Raw genomic sequence first — 19,625 nt, forward strand, 5'->3', positions numbered from 1 at the left:
CCTCTTTATGTTAAAAAAGACTCCATTCTATTCAAATATTTTCTAAATTCCTTAAAATTTATTATGCATCAATACTCCCATTTTTCTCTTGCAGTTCTCGTATTTTCCCCTTTTTATTCACACCTTTCAAATAATGCTGAGATACCTTGCCCCCCACCTATACACATAGAGACAATACCTTTTTGTAAATTTCCACGCTGCATTTCATACATCAATTTAACAGTTAAAATAGTACCTGTCGCTCCTACTGGATGACCAAGACTTACAGCTCCACCATTGACATTAACCTTATCAGGATCAATGTGTAAATCTCTTGTGACTGCAAATGCTTGAGAAGCAAATGCCTCATTAATTTCAAAGAGATCTATTTTGTCCAAATCGACATTTAATTTTTTTGCTAATTTTTCCGTTGATATTTTTGGAGCATAGCCCATAAGTTCTGGACTATTACCAGCAACAGCATAGCCTTTCATTTTTAAAATAGGCTTGATACCTAATTCTACCGCTTTTTCTTTGGACATCAATACGACAGCTCCAGCTCCATCATTTATACCGGAAGAATTCGCTGCAGTAACAGACCCACCTTCTCTAAAAGCTGGTTTCATTTCCCCAAGCTTTTCCATTGTCAGCCCTTCTCTAGGATGTTCATCGGTATCAAAAATTGTTATATTTCCTTTTCTATCTTTCAACTCAATTGGAACAATTTCATCTTTGAATCTTCCTTCTTTAATAGCTCTTAATGCTTTGTCCTGACTGTTAATAGAAAAAAGATCTTGTTCCTCTCGGGAAACACGATACTTTTCAGCTACGTTTTCTGCCGTTACACCATTATGGAAAGGTCCTCCCGGCCAAGTCAGAATTGATAACACCCCATCCTCTAATACACCATTACCCATTCGATAACCAAAACGAGAACCTTTATCATAATATGGTAATTGAGACATGTTCTCTGTTCCACATGCAACAATAATATCCGCATTTCCCGTTTGGATTTCAAGCATACCGTCTACAATAGACTGCATTCCCGATCCGCATTGTCTATTGACAGAATAAGCAGTTGTTTCTTCCGGTAAATTTGCTTTTAATGAGATCATTCTTCCTATAAAACCATTTTCCGCTATTTGTCCAACATTCCCTACAATTAGTTCGTCTACACTATCTGATTCCAGTCCAGCCCTCTTTACCGCTTCCTTAACAACATGTGCTGCAAGGTCAACAGGATGTACATCCTTTAAACTCCCGCCAAATTTGCCAATGGCAGTTCTTGCACCAGATACAATTACAACTTCTTTTAACTCATCCATTTATAATATCCTCCCTAGTTTAACCTACTGATTTTTTATCCATAAAATCTTTCAAGCCAAAAACACCATCAATAAATAATCTCTTATCCATTGTTTTTAAATTTTCACTAATAATTGGCACAAAGTCCATCATTTCTAATACGTCTTTTTGTAAGTCAATTCCAGGTGCAATTTCCGTAAGCATTACACCGTTTTTTACTAATTTAAAAACTGCTCTTTCAGTAACAAAAATAACATCCTGTCCTTTTTCCCTTGCCAATTTTCCGTTAAATGAAACTTGGGACACTTTTGGAACCATTTTTTTAATAGAACCCTCTTTATGGATCACTATATTTTGATTATCAAAGCTGATTCTCGCGCCGCCCGTACTAAACGTAGCACAAAAGACAACCTTTTTAGCATTTTGGGTAATATCAATAAATCCTCCAGCCCCTGTGCATAAGGAACCCATTTTAGTCGCATTAACATTTCCTTCGCCATCAAGTTCACCAGCACCCATAAATGTTACGTCAACACCAGCGCCATTATAATAATCCATTTGTTCCACGTGTGAAATCATTGCATCTACGTTTTGTCCGATTCCAAAGTCAATTCCACCTCCTTGTATACCTCCATATATTCCGGATTCTACAGTAATCATAATGTCTTCAGATATACCTTCCTCATTGGCAATATTGCCAATGACATCATTTGGAATTCCTGTTCCTAAATTAATAATATTTCCATTATTAATTTCAAACATTGCTCTTCTACCAATAAACTTTCGTATGTTCAAATCCAATGGACTAATGGATGTTTGCGGAACTCGTAAACTACCGGAATAGGAAGGATCATAATACCAAGAAGACGTTTGTCTGTGATCTTCTATAGGATTCTTACAAACAACAATTCCATCCACAAACACTCCAGGAACAGTCACATCTTTCGGGTTAATTGTACCGTTTTGTGCAACTCGTTTTACCTGTACAATTACCTTTCCACCAAATCTTTTCGTTGCAAGTACCGCTGGTAATACCTCCAACTTCATCGCTTCTTCTTCCATTGAGATATTTCCCATTTCATCAGCTGTAGTACCGCGAATTATACAAACATCTAACGGAATCTTTTTATAAAACATAAATTCTTCATTTTCAAATTCTACTATTTTAGAGATATCTTCCAATTCTTTCGTTCTTTCATTCATTTTTCCGCCTTCTACACGTGGATCAACGAATGTCCCAAGACCAACTTTACTCATCTTTCCCGGAAGGCCACACGCCATCGATCGATATAGTTGGGCGATTTGTCCTTGAGGTAGACAATATGCTTCTACTTTATTTGTGGCGATCATATCCATCCATCTTGGTTGAAGCCCCCAATGAGAACCAATTATTTTCGTAACTAGCCCTTCATGTGCAAAATGTTGTATACCATCTTTTCGATCACTTTGACCTGCTGAATGAACCAACGTAAAATTTTTAGGGCGACCATTCATTAAAAAGCTGTTTTCAATTTCTTTTAAGATGGATTCCGATGCACCTATTAAGGTCATCCCCACTGTTGTAATTGTATCCCCATCTTTGATGAAATCCATCACATTTTCAGCTTTTATAAAATTAGCTTTCAAGACATTTACACTCCCTCTATATAATTAAAATATCTCCAAAATGCTCTTATTTTCTTAGAATTTCTTAAACACCTAATTAGGAATTTCACAGGAGAAGCGGGTGTTGTCCACGGTACAGAATATTCTAACACATCCTAATCCACCCTAACGACCAAATTGTAAACATTTGGTTAAAACTGGTACAACCATGCTTCATTACCCCACACAACTTATGGTCGCTCACCCTCCTATGTATCATGGGATTAAATCCACACATTCCTTCGTCCTGCGTATCCACAAGGTGGAGATCGGAAAAGCTCCTTTATCTTTTAAAATAGATTTTCAATTGAAAACTTTTCTACTTGTATTCACTATTTAAGATTCCAATTTGTGCGTTTCCCTTTTTCCTAGATAAAAGGCTCTAATTGCCCTTTCTCCTGCGTCTTCTGTAAGTTCACGAACGTTTTCCATTGCGTCTTGCATACCCATAGGCCTATTAATGATGTTTATTATTAAATCAATGCCATGTTCATATACTTCATTAACACCTGCTCCTTCACTCCCAACAATGGCAATAACAGGAACACGATAATTCTTTGCAATATTAGCTACTCCTATGGGTGCTTTCCCATTAATTGATTGAGAATCCATCATTCCCTCACCGGTAATAACTAAATCTGCACCTTTTATATGTGCTTCCAAGTCCAGCATCTTTAATACCGTTTCTATGCCTGAACTTGGAATTGCATGACAGAATGCCATTAATCCTGCTCCCAACCCACCAGCAGCTCCAGCACCTTTTTGATTCATAACATTTATTTGTAATTCTGTTTCAATCATTTTCCCAAATTCATATAACAGTGAATCTAATTTTTTAACATCATCTGCAGATGCCCCCTTTTGAGGCCCATACACATAGGAGGCACCATTTTCGCCACATAAAGGATTTGTAACATCCGATAAGATCGTTATTTTCGTATTTTTGATCCTACTATCTATTTTTGTTATATCCATCGTTTTAATATCCGCAATTGATTGGGCACCGTATCCTATTTCTTCGTTGTACTTGTCTTTAAAAGATACACCCAGAGCCTGGGCCATTCCAACACCAGCATCATTGGTTGAACTGCCACCAATACCAATAAGAATCTCCCTTACACCATAATCTAATGCTGCTTTTATTAATTCTCCTGTACCATACGTTGTTGTTAAGAAAGGATTTCTTTCTTCTTTTTGGAGAATCGTAAGCCCGGATGCCTTCGCCATTTCAATCACAGCGATATCCCCAATAATCCCAAATTTTGCTTTTACTTTTTTCCCTAATGGACCTGTTACCTCTCTTTCAATATATTGACCATTTAATGCAGTAGTAAGTGCATCGACAGTTCCTTCTCCTCCATCTGCAAGTGGAAGTTTTATTACAAAGGCATTAGGTACAACACGTATTATCCCTTTTTTTATAAAACTAGCTATTTCAAAAGTCGATGCACTACCTTTAAAGGAATCTGAAGCTATAACAATCTTCAATACTATCCTCAACCCTTCGATATAGTACTACCTTTTTATCAAGTGTATTCTTTTACTCTATGTTCTACCATAATATTATGTTTTTTTGCATACACAGCCAACCTTGGATATAGCAAATTGATTTTGAACCCATACACAAATGATAATTGGATAGGTAACTTTTTATTATACTTATAAATTAAAATAGAATTTGAACTAGCAAGTACAATCTTCTTTATAAGGTGTGCTTTTATATACTTGTGATTATACAGCCATTTAATAATAATATCGTTATCAGTAATCGTAACTTTTGGTTTCATAAAAAATAAAAAACTGATGACAATCACATAAAAAATGGATACTGTGATATTAAGAATCCAATTAGATGTTTCTTGAAAAAATGCAAAAGCAAAAAGAAATATACCTGGGAGCATAACAGGAAAAAAGCTGTAATAATTTCCCTCTAATGTAAATGGAAAAGAAGTTTGATTATTTGATTCCCTCATAATTCAAAACACCTCTATCTTTCTCAAATAAGGGAATAGATCTATTTTTAACAGTTTTTTTCATCACTCTATTCCACAGGATTTCTTACTTACCAATGCCCAATCCTTTCCACGTCTTTTTCCAGCGGTTTCTCTTGTAAATAGTAAGGTTATGATAAACGCAAGAACCATACAGCTGGAAAGGAAATACAAGCCAGTAATATAGCCTCCTTGAGCATTCCAGCCACCGCCCAGATTAATAAAAAACCCCAACACAGCTGGTGAAGCACCCCCGATATACATCCCAGTTTCAGCTAATCCCATTGCAGTACCCGTATAGCCCTCAGTTGCCGAATCTGTTACCAATGAAAAAATAACAGGGAAGAGAGCGTTCGTACACATACCTGCAAATAATTGCACTGCTACTAGCATAAATATACTACTAGCACTAAATTGGAAAAGTATTAGTGCTACTGTTAACCAAACAAACGCAATTAACATTGTTCTTTTTCGACCAATAACATCAGAAATACTTCCCCAAAAAATTTGTCCAATCCCTCCCGTAATAGAGAAAATAACAGACCATCCTGCAGCAGCAGCATAATCAAAATTCCCGACAAATGCCAAGTAGGGTGCGAGCCAAAAATTCAAACCAGTAAATGCAGCTTCAGCCAAAAGAACAGCTATACATCCTACTAGAATATTTGGGTTTTTCAAGGACTCTAATATTGCTCCTTTTTTATGGGACGTCTGTTCCATAGATGGGTCAATAGCAGGAGTTAAATTCATTTCTAAAGTATCTTGTTCATACTTTTTAAACCTCTTAGGTGATGAAAAAATCCAATACCCTATATAAATTGGAATAATTAAAAGTGGTACAATAAGAAACGGCATGCGCCAATTATCATTTGACTGTACAAGAATGAAAGAGATTAATAAACCACTTAGAAGTGTTCCCCACGGATAAGCAGAGTGGTGAGCCCCCAATGCAAATCCCCTACGTTCTTTTGGCCACCATTCTGCAACAGTCGTAACCTCAATAGATTCTGACATACCTCCAAAGGCATTCTTTATCACTTGAAAAACGACAAAACCTGCTACAACAGAAGTAAATGCAGGAACTCCCGTTAAAATGGAAAATAGGGTAAACCCTAGAGCCGCCCAAACACCACTATATTTCCGAGCCCATCCTACACCTTTTTTATCTGACCATGATGCCCCCCAAATCGAAAAGGCACCGGTAGCAACCATAATTAGAGCTACTATATTCCCCACTACATCTGCTGTAAGGTTGTATTCATCAACAATTGCCGGCATTACACGGTTCATAATTTCCCTGCTTGTTGCGTTCATCGCAAACAGAAGCCAAGCAAAGAGTAGAGCGATCCAAGACATAGTTGGAGCCTTTGGTATTAAACTGCGTTTCGCCCTAACAGGTGGCTGTAGCTGTTCATATTTTTTAGCCAAATCTTTCATTGTTTGACCTCCTAATTCATTTGTACACTATTCTTTTCTATTAATGGGAAGTGGCTATTTTGAAATTTTTCAATTGAGTATTCATGACCAGGTAAAATAAATTCAGCTTTTTTACGCACTTTTTCCATACCTTCATACATTTCCTTATTACACGTTAATATTCCAGCTGGAATATTTTCATAAATATTTTCTAAAATATTGACAATATCTCCTGAAACACATAGAGTACCTTCGTCTGTATTAACGATAACTGATTGATGTCCATCTGAATGACCTGGCGTTAAAAATACTTTTACTCCTGGCACAATTTCCTCCTCCCCATTTACGAACCGCCAATCGAAATAATTCACTGCGGTGGAATCGAATAGTTCCTTCAAATATATATTTTTTTGGCAAGGAATAGGATTATTAGCTGCTTCCCATTCTTTTTTTTGAACGATAAAACGTGCATTTTTAAAAAGTCTGTTATTACCACAGTGATCATAGTGAAGATGTGTATTAATAACAATGTCAACATCTTCTGGGGACCAGCCAACTCCTTTTTTTAGTGTCTCAACAATTGTCTCATCTGATTGTTGTCGAACTGGACCAATATTATCTTCCACCCATTTCAAATCATGAATTCCAGTGTCTATCAAAATATTGTATCCTCCTGCTGACAGTGCTGTTGCCCACATTGGAATCCACAAATATTCACCAATATCTTTTTGGTAGGTTAAAGAAGATTTCTCAACATATAATTCGCCCATCCTTAATGCAGTTGCTTTCCATTTTGTGTTCATGTATACCCTCTCCTTATTGATCAATTAAAATTCTCCCTGCACTAGGTTCCTCTTGGAATATTCCTATATCCATTTCTTTTAGATTAGGTGAAATAATTGGAGTAAATTCCATTTGATTTAATATATCCTTTTCCAAATCAATACCGGGTGCTATTTCTGTTAAAACTAATCCTTCCTTTGTCAAAACAAATACCGCACGTTCGGTTATATACTTGACATTTTTAGAATGAGTAGACGCATATATTCCACTAAAAGTAATTTGATGCACTTTATTTTTGACTTTTTTTATTTTTCCTTCTTGGATAATTTTCAATGCATTATCTTTTATTAAAACTTTTAATCCACCACTAGTGAAGGTAGTACAAAAAAACACATTTTTCGCCGTTTGAGTAATATCAATAAACCCACCACAACCTACTGATCTTGTACCGAACTTAGATACATTAACATTTCCGAAACTATCAATTTCAGCAGCGCCCATAAAGGTCATATCGACTCCAGCGCCATGATAGTAATCAAATAAATATTCATGATCCAATATAGCATCTGCATTTCTGGCTATTCCAAATTCATTTGCTCCAACAGGTACTCCACCAACAATTCCAGATTCCAGAGTTAAGGTCAACTGATCATTTATACCTTCCTCATTTATAATCGGACCTATCACATCTCCGGGGATACCAATCCCTAAATTGACAACAGAAGATGGTGTTAATTCCGCCACAGCTCTTCTACCAATCACTTTTCGTATGTCTAATGGTATACGCTCAAGACTTTTAGCAGGTGTTCGTACATTGCCAGAAAAAACAGGCGAGTATACAGTGCTCGGAACCTGACGATGCTCTGTTTCTGGATCATCCGCTAAAACATATGCATCAACAAGATACCCTGGTACTACAACATCTTTTGGATGAAATGTATCCCTTCTTGAAACATATTTTACCTGCACTATTACTTTACCACCATATGCCTTTGCTGCTTGGGCAGCTGAAAGAATTTCTAGTTTTAAAGGCTCCTCTTCCGTTGTTATGTTTCCATTTTCATCAATACTTGTACCTCTAATAAAAACATAATCAAATGGAATCGAAGGATATAGTAAAAAATCCTCACCCTGAATGGAAATAACTTTTATTAAAGAGTCCTTGTTTTGGCTTTGTTTATTGAATTTCCCTCCCTCAACTCGAGGGTCGACAAACGTTCCTAGGCCAACGGGAGAGATTTGTCCAGGTAATTTGTTTGCCATTGCACGTAAAAGATGAGTTAGTTGACCTTGGGGCCAACAATGACATTCTACTTTATTTTCCTCAATTAATTTTCTTGTTTTAGGAGCGAGCCCCCAGTGTCCACCAATAATACGCGAGATGAGATGTTCCTCTGAAATATGCTCAATTCCGTTTGAACCATCAGATTGACCGGCCGTATGAAAAACGGTTAAATTATTTGGTTTTCCAGTTTTACTAAAGGAGCGCCCAATCGCCTTTAGAACCTTATCACATTGGCCCATTCCACCAAAACCAACTAAGGCAATGGTGCTACCGTTAGGTATTTTCGAAACTAGAATATTAGGATCTATAGAGGTAACCAATTTTTCCACTCCTTTAAATGAATAATGGGTCTATATTGCTATTTCAAAACTCTTTTTATTACAGAAGTATTCTTAAGCAAAGATATCGCTTGCATACAATAGAAATGACCTTTTACATCAGGAAACAGTATATTACCATAATTCAATATATATTATGGAGATCGCTTACATTTTAGTTGAATACCATAACCATCATTATTCTTTATATCTACAAAATCTATTTATCTTATTTGGGTTCCGAAATCATGAGTGCAATCTCGGAATCCATTAACTTACGCATTTTATCATTTATACTTAAAGAACCATTCCACCGCCAACATTAATAACTTCTCCATTAATGTAAGAAGCCTGATCAGATGCTAAGAAAGCAATGCAATTGGCTACATCCTCTGGTTTTCCAGCCCTCCCCATAGGAATTTTAGAGACCATAATATCCCATACTTTTTCAGGTACACCACGAGTCATTTCTGTATCAATAAATCCAGGACAAATTGCATTGGCAGTAATATTTTTCTTTCCTAATTCCCTTGCTGCTGTTTTGGTTATTCCAACAACACCAGCCTTTGCTGCTGCGTAATTTGCTTGTCCAATATTTCCAAGCCAGCTTGCAGATGCTATGTTAACAATACGGCCATTTTCTTGGCTGCGCATAATAACGCTCGCAGGTTGCATTGTATTAAATACGCCAGTTAAATCCACCCCAATAACCTGATCCCATTGTTCATGTGTCATTTTATGAAGCATTGCATCACGATTAATACCTGCATTGTTTACTAGAATGTCAAGCTTTCCATGTTTTTTAGCTGTTGATTCGATAAGTGATTTTGCTTCGTTTGCATTTGCAACATTACAAAGGTAGGCTTCAGCACTGCCACCGCTTTCTTTGATTTTAGAAACCGTTGATTCGGCTCCTTCTTGATTCATATCGCTTATGACAATATGCGCACCTAGGCTTGCTAATTTTACTGCAATTCCCTTTCCAAGACCTTGTGCAGAACCCGTTACCACGGCAACCTTCCCTGTTAAATCAATCATGTTTACTCCTCCTAGCTCTATTGCACCTTATTTGATTAAACACATTTAAAAATTTGTATAACTACTACAGTTTTTCAACAGTCGATTGTTATTTTGTATGTCTCTGTAACGGTTTCTTACAATAGACAATCCAATTAATATTCATAATGAACGGTGGCTATCCCTTATTACAATTTCGGGTTCAAGCAAACACGACACCATTTTATTTGAGTCTTTACCTTCCAATTTAGTAATTAGCTTTTCACAACCTATTTTTCCGATTTCATAACCCTTTGCATCCACCGTGGTTAAAGGTATTCTAAAATCCTTTGAGAATGAAATATTATCGGATCCAATTATGGAAACATCTTTGGGTATATGATAACCGTGGTCTAACAAGGCTTTTACTGCTCCGAAAGCAATCATATCGCTTGCTGCAAATATTGCTGTTGGAATTTCTTTCTTCTTTTCTACAAATTGACTGATGTCTTTATATGCACTTTCAACATCATAATTACTTCTTATAATATTATTTTCTTTAACTTCCAACCCATATTTGATCAATGTATCTTTATAGCCTTTTTCGCGTTCTGAGCTATTCAGACGATTACCACCAATAAATACAATATCTTTGTGTCCGCTTTTAATAAGAAATTCTGTTGCTAATTCACCAACTTTGCAACTATTAATACGAACAAAACCACCATCAAAACGATTTGGTGCTCGGTTTATAAGCATAAGTGGAATTTTTTCTCTTTTTAAGAAATCCAGACTTTTAGCGCTTTCATTATCAACCGTCGCTAATATCACCCCATCTACACCATACTCCAACATAGACTGGACTAATTCATATTCTTTATGGGGATTGTCATCGGTAGTACAAAGCATAAGCTTATAGTTATTAGCTACAGCTACATCTTCAATACCTTTTATCATAATTGGATAAAATGGATTAGTAATCTCTGTTACAACAACCCCAATTAAATATGTTTCCTTCTTTTTTAAACCTCTACCAATTCTATTGGGTCGATAGCCTAATTCATTGATTGCTAGTTCCACTCTCTGCTTTAACTCAACACTAACAAATTTGTTACTGTTAATAACTGCTGATACTGTAGCAATTGATACACTAGCCTTTTTCGCAACATCTTTTATTGTAACCACATGTGATACCTCCAGCTAAACGTTTAACTCTTATTATATATATTTCCCATCCGTTTAACAATAACAAAGATTATTATGGTTAAACGTTTAGTTAAACGTTTCGCTGATTAAACTTTAATATAACCTTTTATAATTGTCAATAATTTTTGTTAATAAAATAAAAACAAATTAATCTGCGCAAATGCTTCATGAGGTCTGTGATCCCCTAAAATTTTCTTTGGCAATGTATTCATCCACTTTGCCACACTATCAATCTGTTTATCTGAGTCTTCATGAATTGGTTGCCCTTTCTTAATAAACCTTTGTATCAAACCATTATGACACTCATTTGACCCACGCTCCCATGATGCATACGGATGGGCGAAATAAATATTTATTCCTAAGGATGCTCCTTATTCTGATAGCTCAATGAATTCTGATCCATTATCCGATGTAATCGTTTTAAAACATACTGGCACATTTGAGTACTCTGCAAATAACTTAATTAAAGCCTTGGTTACTGCTGAAGCAGATTTGCTGTCTATGCATTTGATAATTTTATGACGCGCATTCCTTTCAATTAGCATCAACAAGGCGTTATCATTAGATTTGTGGCCAAGTACAGTATCAATTTACCAATGGCCAAACTCCTCCCTTGTTTCAATGGATTCTGGTCGTTCCTCAATGCTTATACCCAGCACTTTTTTATGTTTCCTTGCGTTTCTTTTCTTCTTGATAGAACGACGTAATTTTAGTGGTAAATCAAGATTAATCACCTTCAATTTACCTTTGTCAATCCATTTTAAAGCACCTTCGTTGAGGGGGTGCAGTCAAACATTTTATCCCTTTTTGCGTTACCCACAACCGCATCAGGTGACCATTCCTCTTCCTTAATTTTTTTCTCTTGAACAGATTGTTTAAGGTCATATAAACTTGATTCAACAAAGTCGGAGGAAAATCAACAATGACCAAAAGAGAAAGAAGAACATTTTCCAAAGAATTTAAAGAGCAAATTGTTCAACTGCATGCATCTGGAAAGCCGCGGCCCGAGATCATCAAAGAATATGAGCTGACACCTTCTGCCTTTGATAAATGGGTTCGCCAGCATAAAACAAGTGGATCATTTGAAGAAAAAGATAATCGGACACCGAAACAGGAAGAATTAATCAAACTTCGTAAGGAAAACCAAAGACTAGCCATGGAGAATGATATTTTAAGGCAAGCCGCGCTGATAATGAGACGAAAGTAGATGTGATCCGTCATAACCGTCACAAATACTCGATATCAGCAATGTGCGACGTCCTACAAATTCCTAGAAGCACTTATTATTATGAAGCAGAAATCAAGGATGATCAGGAAGAGGAGGAACTAACCGATTTAATTATAGAAATATTCAAAAGCAGCCGGAATAATTATGGCCAAAGAAAGATAAAGATGGAACTTCAAAAGAAAGACTGGCAAGTGTCACGCCGCCGCATTGGTCGAATTATGAAGGAACAGGGACTTGTATCAAAGTATACAGTGGCTCAATTTAAACCTCGAAAAACAGAGGTGAATGAGTCTAAAACCGGGAATGTATTAAACTGTGAATTTAATCAGGGAACGGAACTAAAAGTAATTGTGAGCGATTTAACATACGTCTGGGTCAAGCAAAACTGGCATTACATTTGTGTTCTGGTCGATTTATATCATCGTGAAATTATCGGCCACAATGCTGGTCCATATAAAAGTGCAGAACTAAGTTCAACGAGTCTTTTCAACTGTGAAATATAACTTAAACCGACTTGAATTATTCCACACGGATCGAGGTAGTGAATTTAAAAACAGGCTTATTGATCAAATTAGAGACATTCGGTATCAAAAGATCATTAAGTGAAAAAGGAACACTTTACGACAATGCAGTTGCCGAGGCGACGTTCAAAACGATTAAAACAGAATTCGTAAATGGTAGTGTTTTTGATAGTCAACGGGAACTTGATTTGGAGCTTTTTGATTACGTGAATTGGTTTAATCATATTCGAATTCATGGATCCCTTAACTATCTAGCACCTAGCGAATATAAGCGCAAGCACCAAGCAGAAGTGAGTACTATTTAGTTGAGAAGCGACCACTTTACTTGGAGAGGCGGGCATGATAGCCTCGTCTGGCAATGCCAATGTTTTAAACATTTGGCTTCTTGGCAGGAGAATCATGCCCGCAGAGGCTCAAAGTCAAGTGACAAACTGCACGCACTGTTTTCAAACCGAGTTCTAAAACCTTGAGTACGATAAATAAGTATGTGTTCCTTATAAAATTTGTTCAGTTTAGTGTTGACATACCATTACCAAAATTAATGTAGTTAGGTGTAGAGCTCAAAGTACTAGAATCTGTATTATGCTATCTTGCGTTCTTTCGTTAAAGACCAAACAAAAGCAACGGAGTGACTAGGCACCCATAATTAAACAAACAAAAACGAGCATTCATCATAGACCCCACCTACTCAAACTGGAACGATTACTTTGAATCCGTAAGAAAAGGCATCTACCACCGTTGCTCGAACACATCCACTTGTTGTAGCCCCTGTAACAATTAATGTATCAACATCCAGGTCATTAAATAAGTCATTAATGGCGTGCCAAAAAATGCACTTGCATATCATTTTCTAACAATTACATCTTTAGGACAAGGAGCTACATTGTCAAAAATCAGGGTACCTCTGCCTATATATTAAAAGTGTTATTCAATATTCCATTTAGGGCTTCACAAGACTGAAAGATCGGGATTTGAATTTGATTTGGTTGTCCTAAGTTTACAAACTACACTTAGAAGTATATAAAAACATCCCTAAAAAGTCCGAATTAAACTTTCTAAATCTTATTTACATTTTAACTAGATTTAATTATCATATATACTAACATATATTAATATATGTTAGTATATGTTAGTATTTTACGGTTATTATTGCTATACAGGACCCAAAACCCACAACATATAGGGAGGTATCACATTGAGATTTGGACTTATTCCAAGGTTGCTGATTGGTTTGGCCGCGGGTATTGTGATTGGTTTGTTAGATATTGATTGGATGATTCGTACAACAGAGACTGCAAGAGTACTGCTCGGTAGTCTAATAAAGTTCTTTATACCATTGATTCTTATTGCGTTTATTGCTGCAGGTATAGCAGAATTGCGTGGGAAAACAGGGAAACTATTAGGCTTTACAGTGGGGCTTTCATACGTGGATACAGTTATCGCAGCGGGACTAGCAGCATTAGCCGCCTATCTGATTATTCCTAGTTTTGGGATTGAAGCAACGACGGGAACGGAAGCTTTATCTATTGCAGAGCCTTTTATTGAAATAGAAATTCCTCCAATTATGGATGTCATGAGCGCGCTTATTCTTGCATTCATTTTAGGTATTGGCGCAACGTGGGGAAACTCCCCAACAATCAGTAATGCTGTTATCGAGTTTAGGGAAATCATTATACGTTGTATTAACAAACTTGTTATTCCAATTCTTCCTTTTTTTATCGCTTCCATATTTACTGGTGTAGCAGCAAAAGGTGATCTATTTTCAAATATGGTTATATTCAGCAAAATGTTTGCCCTTATCTTAATTGCCCAGATTGTTTGGCTTGTCATCGAATATGTAGCTGCTGGGATAATTTATAAACAAAATCCTTGGGTTATGTTTAAAGCACTATTACCAGCATATTTTACTGCAGTCGGAACAATGTCAAGTGCTGTTACAATGCCAGTTGCTTTAAAGCAAGCTCAAAAGGTAAAATATATGGATAAAGATATCGTCGATTTTGTCATTCCTTTATGTAACACCGTTCACTTATCTGGTGCAGCGATGGGTATCACTACTGGTGCAATAACTGTTTCTGTTTTTACAACGGGAGATATGCCATCTATTACAACAATGATTGCCTTTGTTATTTTGTTAGGGGTAATTGAAGTAGGTGCTGTTGGTGTGCCAGGGGGTTCTGTTATGGCAGCTTTAGGAATCCTACAATCCGTATTAGGATTTGATGAGGCTGCCCTTGGATTAATGATCACCTTGTTTGCTATTCAGGATGGTTTTGCGGCTGCTACCAATGTGGTCGGAGATGGTGCACTCTCCATGATTGTGAATCAGGTTTTCGGTAAACGGAAAGCTACAAATATCACGGAAGAATCAGATGTTACATTAGACGCATAAATACTACTAAAAAGGTGAGATATATGGTAAAAAAGTTAGATCTTCGCAGCGATACAGCTTCACTTCCGACCAAGGAAATGAAGGAAGCCATGTATAATGCTACGCTGGGTGATGATATCCTAAAGGAAGATCCCTCAGTGAATGAATTAGAAGAGATGGCTGCATCCATGCTTGGAATGGATGCGGCTCTATTGGTTATTTCAGGTACGATGGCTAATCAAATTGCAGTTATGGCCATGACAGAGCGTGGTGATGAGGTGATTTTAGGTCGAGAATCTCATCTATACAATTTAGAAGTTGCGGGGATGGCCGCCTTATCACAGGTGCAAGCAAGGGTTATCGATGTGAATAATGGCGCCTACGATATGAATGGTTTAAAAGAGGCTATACAAGAAGATGGTATCCAATCAGCCAAAACAGGTCTAATTTGTTTAGAAAATACTTATAACCTTAATGAAGGATTGGTGATCCCACTTCAGAATATGGCGGAGATAAAAGAGGTTGCTAGTAAATATAGTATCCCCATATATTTAGATGGCGCACGTATCTTCAATGCTTCAGCATATCTGGAGGTAGACCTCTCTGAAATTTGCCAGTATGTGGACGCTGTTCAATTTTGTTTAACGAAAGGATTAGGCTGTCCATTAGGCTCCATTCTCGCAGGGTCGAAATCGTTTATTGAAAAAGCAAAACGTATACGCCAGCGTCTTGGAGGTGGAATGAGACAAGCTGGTGTCATTGCAGCGCCGGGTATCATAGGCCTGAAAGAAATGGTTCATTATATGGAACAAGACCAACAAACGGCAGCTAGACTTTTTAGCGGGTTATCAACTATTTCAGGTATTCAACCAACTTCAAAACAATTCCAAACAAATATTGTTTCAATTGAAATCGTGAAGGATGGCTGGGATGCTGATTTATTCTTAAACGCTTTAAAAGAGTATAATATCTTCGTTAAAAAAATCGGCAAAAATAAAGTAAGGATGGTTACACACTATCGAATTTCTAACGAGGATATTAATTATGTTATAAAATGTATACAAACCTTGTTGGAGTGATAAAACATGTCCATGAACAAAGAAAGTTCCATGCCATTGTATATACAATTAGCGGAAACGATCAAAGAAGAGATTCATCAAGGAATTATCAAAGCCGGCGAAACAATAGGCTCACAAAGAACGTTGGAAAAAAGGTTCGATGTTAGTACCGTTACAGTACGTAGAGCTATTCAGCTGTTAAAAAATGAAGAATTAGTTATCACGAACCATGGAAAAGGAACATTCGCCAAGCCCACTAATAAAGTTGAACAAAATCTGGTACATTTACAAAGTTTTTCCGAGATTATGCAAGAACAAGGGTTAGAATCTGCAACACAAATTAAAAAGATGAAAATACAACCTGTGGTGAACTTGAAGGAAAATATATTACCACTAGAATTCGGAGAAAGATATCTCCATATAGAACGTGTGCATCTAGTTGATCAAAAGCCGATTGCTCTTGCCGTTATTTATGTTCCCGCTTATATCGGAGAAAAAATTACCATTGAAGATCTGAAAAATCACTCGATTTATTGGCTGCTGGAAAATAAATTTAAAATTGTTATAGGAAAGGCAGAACAAACGATTGAAGCCTGTCCAGCAAATAGCCTTGTAGCGGAGCTTTTAAATGCAGATGAAAATACACCCTTACTTAAAGCGGAACGCATTTCTTTTTCAACTGAGGATTTACCAGTGGAAAAAATTGAATTCTATTATCTTCATTCCGCATACTCATTTCGTATATTTTTGAACCGTGCTGATCAAATGTCGATGTGGCCCTAAAGGAATAATGACTTTGGAATTCACGTAACTAATCCATTTCGACATATCATCCAGGTTGTTTTCAAATATGATATACCGTAACCCTTGAGATACAATTTTAATATGGCTGCCCGAGAGCTGCCATATTAAAATTGCACTAACATCTAATAAGTGTTCACTTTTATTTAGCTTGTTCACTTTAGTTTATTAGTCACACAAAGAGATAGAGATAGAAATTGAAATTCATTTTAAAATTACTTTACCTCCATTGAAAATGTAATCAATCACACAGCCTTCTTTCATCACATTACTAATTAATTATAATCTAAATATATTTTCATTTGAGTTCCTACTCATTGTACCTTGTCAACAATATTATTGACTACTAAAAATAGGGGTGCCAGTTCCCCCCCTATTTATGAAGCAACTATAGAGTTCACTTTATAGCACTTTAAAACAAAATATCTAAGGGCTAATTGTCTTAAGTATAAAATCAAGTGATTTATTTGATTGATTCGTTTTAGAGCTTTCTTCAATTAAGCAAATCAATTTTTTACCATTGATTAATGTAATCGATTTGTCCAAAACATATGTAATGGCTTGATTTGTGAACTCCCCCGTGGTAACAAAATATCCCCTTTCAGCATTACAATCTACCATTGCACTATGAAACTTTTGGATGTCCGGTCGTGTGACTTTACTTTTAGTATAGCGCTTACATTCGGCAATGGCAAAAAAGTTATTTTGATAAATCATGATGTCCTTGCCGCCATCACCTGTTGATTTGGTTACATAAGCTTCATACCCAAATTGTTTAAACAAATCACACACATAACTTTCAAATGCTAAAGGTGCCATCCTTTTTAAATAGTTTAAATTGCCTTGTCTTTCTAATGCTATTCTTCGCTGTTCTTTTTCTTTTAATTTAATCTTCTTATTTAAATAACGCTTAAAAAACATTAACCCTATTACCGCAATTGCAATAGCAAGCCATACAGTTATAGATAATGATGCTAACCATGTTACGAACCGATTGATTAAAATGATTATAAAAGCAGCCCCAATTAGTCCTAAAACAAATATCGATTCTTTAGAAGTCCTTTTTCTTCTTTTACGCATTTTGGTCACCCAAAAATAGTATCTCCAATTTTTTCTCCATACATCCACTGAATGTTAGATAGATTTCTGCACTAGTAATCAAGATGATCTGCATTGATAGTAATGAACTTATATTGTATAACAAAAAATAGAACTAGCTATGTGTATTCAACCACACAACCATCATCACATCCAGGGCACATTTTATATCCCAATCCTTTTATCCGCCTTAACGGTCAGTAAGACCCCCACTTCAGGATTTTGAGATGGAACGAAAAAATAAGTGAGGGTTAACTGCATGACAAAGGTCCGATTCTTTTCGGGCCTGCACGATGCAAGTCACAAAGGCGTTGCAACTCAGACGTTCTCGTTCTTAGCCTTTGTTCTCCTGTCTCAGCGGAGGGGAAAGGGCAGACTAAAACTGTCACGTCCTTATGCCTTCGCCTGCACTATCACGTCCTGTGCGTCGAAATCCCCCACTGAATGAAGTTTGACATTACAAAATCCCCCCTCCAACAACTAACACACTCCCAAAAACAAACCAACCTTCACACCCGCACTCCCTCCTCAACAAACTCCGCCAACAACGCATCAAATTCCGCAATCTCTTCCTTTGTCTCCACTTTCTCCAGTACCTTCTCTTTTTTCGCTTTCTCTATCTTCTGCCTTCGTTTATGATCATCAAACCACTCCGGCACAACCTCCGTCCGCCGTACTCCCGACTGAGCACCCGCTACCCGATGCATCTGTTCCCGTCGCTGGTTTTGAAAAGCGACTTCTTCCGCCTGCGCATCATCCAAACTGGCAATCCCTTTTTGTTGCCAATTCAGCAAAATCCCCTTCACATAGGACCACATTATGCGATCGCTTTTCACCGCACGCTTCATGGCTTCCAGTACCAACGGCTCACCAATAGCCTCGACCCAATGGATAATCTCTCCTGTCATAAATGGGCGAATAACCCCAAAATTTTGCTGGTAAAAAACAAATACTTCCGCTGCGGCAGATATTTCGTTTTGTATTATTCGGTTTGTGTCTTGTTCATGTTTCATTAATGTGCCCGCATTTTGGCCCGTCGCCTGGTCCATGTCCCGTTCCTTATGCTGGTTGGCAGGTTGGTCCATCAAGTGGTCCGTCCCTCGTTCATTTATTTGTTTGTCCTCTACGCGCTCATCGCTTAGGTTGTCCGCATGCAGGTCAGTTAACCGGTTCACACGTGCATACATCCCTTCTTGTCCATTCCGATGTTCCAAACCAGTATACATCGACTGATCCGGCAAATCCTCCGTATCATCATCACACTGTAAATTCTCTTGGTATTCGAAAGTCCAGGCACGCTCATCAGTACCGTTTATTCCTTCCACAAGCGAAATCATCCGATATATTGGTGCTTGATTCCTTGGCCGTGACACATAATCAATGTAACCGCACGCCTTCAATTCTGCCCGCGCACGCTTAAACGAACTTTCTTTCAACCCCGTTTTATACCGCAAAACGGTGGCGGAAGCGGTAAACGTTTTCGCCCACATCGCTTTATTATTGATATGCATGAGCGCATACCACAGATTAATGGCCGATGCAGATAATGGTTTCCGCTCCATATGATCGTAAAATGCATTCATTTCTTTTATGTAATTCATATCCCTCGATCCCTTCTATGTTTTT

General features: G+C 37.2%; 14 protein-coding genes and 2 pseudogenes. 4 read left to right on the plus strand and 12 right to left on the minus strand.

The window, feature by feature from the left end; genetic code table 11:
• Window positions 1-113: 113 nt before the first annotated feature.
• The 9 genes from WMZ97_RS17170 to WMZ97_RS17210 form a co-directional block, all read right to left on the minus strand.
• Window positions 114-1,304 carry a thiolase family protein gene (locus tag WMZ97_RS17170; RefSeq protein WP_343273324.1) on the minus strand — a complete coding sequence of 397 codons (1,191 nt, stop codon included), beginning with the start codon at window positions 1,302-1,304 and terminating at the stop codon, window positions 114-116.
• A 19-nt stretch (window positions 1,305-1,323) separates the two neighbouring features.
• Window positions 1,324-2,910 (minus strand): acyl CoA:acetate/3-ketoacid CoA transferase, encoded by a 1,587-nt coding sequence (locus tag WMZ97_RS17175; RefSeq protein WP_343273325.1) that lies wholly within the window; start codon window positions 2,908-2,910, stop codon window positions 1,324-1,326.
• Window positions 2,911-3,264: 354 nt separating this feature from the next.
• A complete protein-coding gene (locus WMZ97_RS17180) occupies window positions 3,265-4,416 on the minus strand; it encodes a glycerate kinase (RefSeq protein WP_343273326.1) in 1,152 nt (383 codons plus the stop codon).
• Between the two features lie 38 nt (window positions 4,417-4,454).
• Window positions 4,455-4,901 carry a hypothetical protein gene (locus WMZ97_RS17185; protein ID WP_343273327.1) on the minus strand — a complete coding sequence of 149 codons (447 nt, stop codon included), beginning with the start codon at window positions 4,899-4,901 and terminating at the stop codon, window positions 4,455-4,457.
• Between the two features lie 63 nt (window positions 4,902-4,964).
• On the minus strand, window positions 4,965-6,356 hold the full coding sequence (locus tag WMZ97_RS17190) for an MFS transporter (protein WP_343273328.1): 1,392 nt from the start codon (window positions 6,354-6,356) through the stop codon (window positions 4,965-4,967).
• An 11-nt stretch (window positions 6,357-6,367) separates the two neighbouring features.
• A complete protein-coding gene (locus WMZ97_RS17195) occupies window positions 6,368-7,138 on the minus strand; it encodes an N-acyl homoserine lactonase family protein (RefSeq protein WP_343273329.1) in 771 nt (256 codons plus the stop codon).
• Window positions 7,139-7,151: 13 nt separating this feature from the next.
• Window positions 7,152-8,723, minus strand: coding sequence for an acyl CoA:acetate/3-ketoacid CoA transferase (locus WMZ97_RS17200; RefSeq protein ID WP_405027709.1), 1,572 nt, complete (start codon window positions 8,721-8,723; stop codon window positions 7,152-7,154).
• Window positions 8,724-9,017: 294 nt separating this feature from the next.
• The gene (fabG, locus tag WMZ97_RS17205) at window positions 9,018-9,758 is read right to left on the minus strand and encodes a 3-oxoacyl-ACP reductase FabG (protein WP_343273331.1); all 741 of its coding nucleotides are present in this window, start codon (window positions 9,756-9,758) and stop codon (window positions 9,018-9,020) included.
• A 141-nt stretch (window positions 9,759-9,899) separates the two neighbouring features.
• A complete protein-coding gene (locus tag WMZ97_RS17210) occupies window positions 9,900-10,901 on the minus strand; it encodes a LacI family DNA-binding transcriptional regulator (RefSeq protein WP_343273332.1) in 1,002 nt (333 codons plus the stop codon).
• Window positions 10,902-11,844: 943 nt separating this feature from the next.
• Between WMZ97_RS17210 and WMZ97_RS17215 the strand changes: the two are divergent.
• Window positions 11,845-12,976, plus strand: a pseudogene (locus WMZ97_RS17215) (IS3 family transposase).
• A gap of 389 nt (window positions 12,977-13,365) precedes the next feature.
• Here the strand turns inward: WMZ97_RS17215 and WMZ97_RS17220 are convergent.
• Window positions 13,366-13,464 (minus strand): annotated as a pseudogene (locus WMZ97_RS17220) (isochorismatase family protein); the annotation flags it as partial.
• 402 nt (window positions 13,465-13,866) lie between these two features.
• Here WMZ97_RS17220 and WMZ97_RS17225 point away from each other — a divergent pair.
• The 3 genes from WMZ97_RS17225 to WMZ97_RS17235 are packed head-to-tail and all read left to right on the plus strand — an operon-like array spanning window position 13,867 to window position 16,883.
• On the plus strand, window positions 13,867-15,063 hold the full coding sequence (locus WMZ97_RS17225) for a cation:dicarboxylate symporter family transporter (protein ID WP_343273333.1): 1,197 nt from the start codon (window positions 13,867-13,869) through the stop codon (window positions 15,061-15,063).
• A 23-nt stretch (window positions 15,064-15,086) separates the two neighbouring features.
• Window positions 15,087-16,121, plus strand: coding sequence for a threonine aldolase family protein (locus tag WMZ97_RS17230; RefSeq protein ID WP_343273334.1), 1,035 nt, complete (start codon window positions 15,087-15,089; stop codon window positions 16,119-16,121).
• A 6-nt stretch (window positions 16,122-16,127) separates the two neighbouring features.
• Window positions 16,128-16,883 (plus strand): GntR family transcriptional regulator, encoded by a 756-nt coding sequence (locus tag WMZ97_RS17235; RefSeq protein WP_343273335.1) that lies wholly within the window; start codon window positions 16,128-16,130, stop codon window positions 16,881-16,883.
• Between the two features lie 444 nt (window positions 16,884-17,327).
• Here WMZ97_RS17235 and WMZ97_RS17240 read toward each other — a convergent pair whose 3' ends face one another.
• Window positions 17,328-17,981: a restriction endonuclease gene (locus WMZ97_RS17240; protein WP_343273336.1), complete on the minus strand. Its 654-nt coding sequence runs from the start codon at window positions 17,979-17,981 to the stop codon at window positions 17,328-17,330.
• 527 nt (window positions 17,982-18,508) lie between these two features.
• Window positions 18,509-19,600: a DnaD domain-containing protein gene (locus tag WMZ97_RS17245; RefSeq protein ID WP_343273337.1), complete on the minus strand. Its 1,092-nt coding sequence runs from the start codon at window positions 19,598-19,600 to the stop codon at window positions 18,509-18,511.
• Window positions 19,601-19,625: the final 25 nt, after the last annotated feature.

This window comes from Lentibacillus songyuanensis (assembly GCF_039548255.1).
Lineage (GTDB): Bacteria > Bacillota > Bacilli > Bacillales > Amphibacillaceae > Lentibacillus_C > Lentibacillus_C songyuanensis.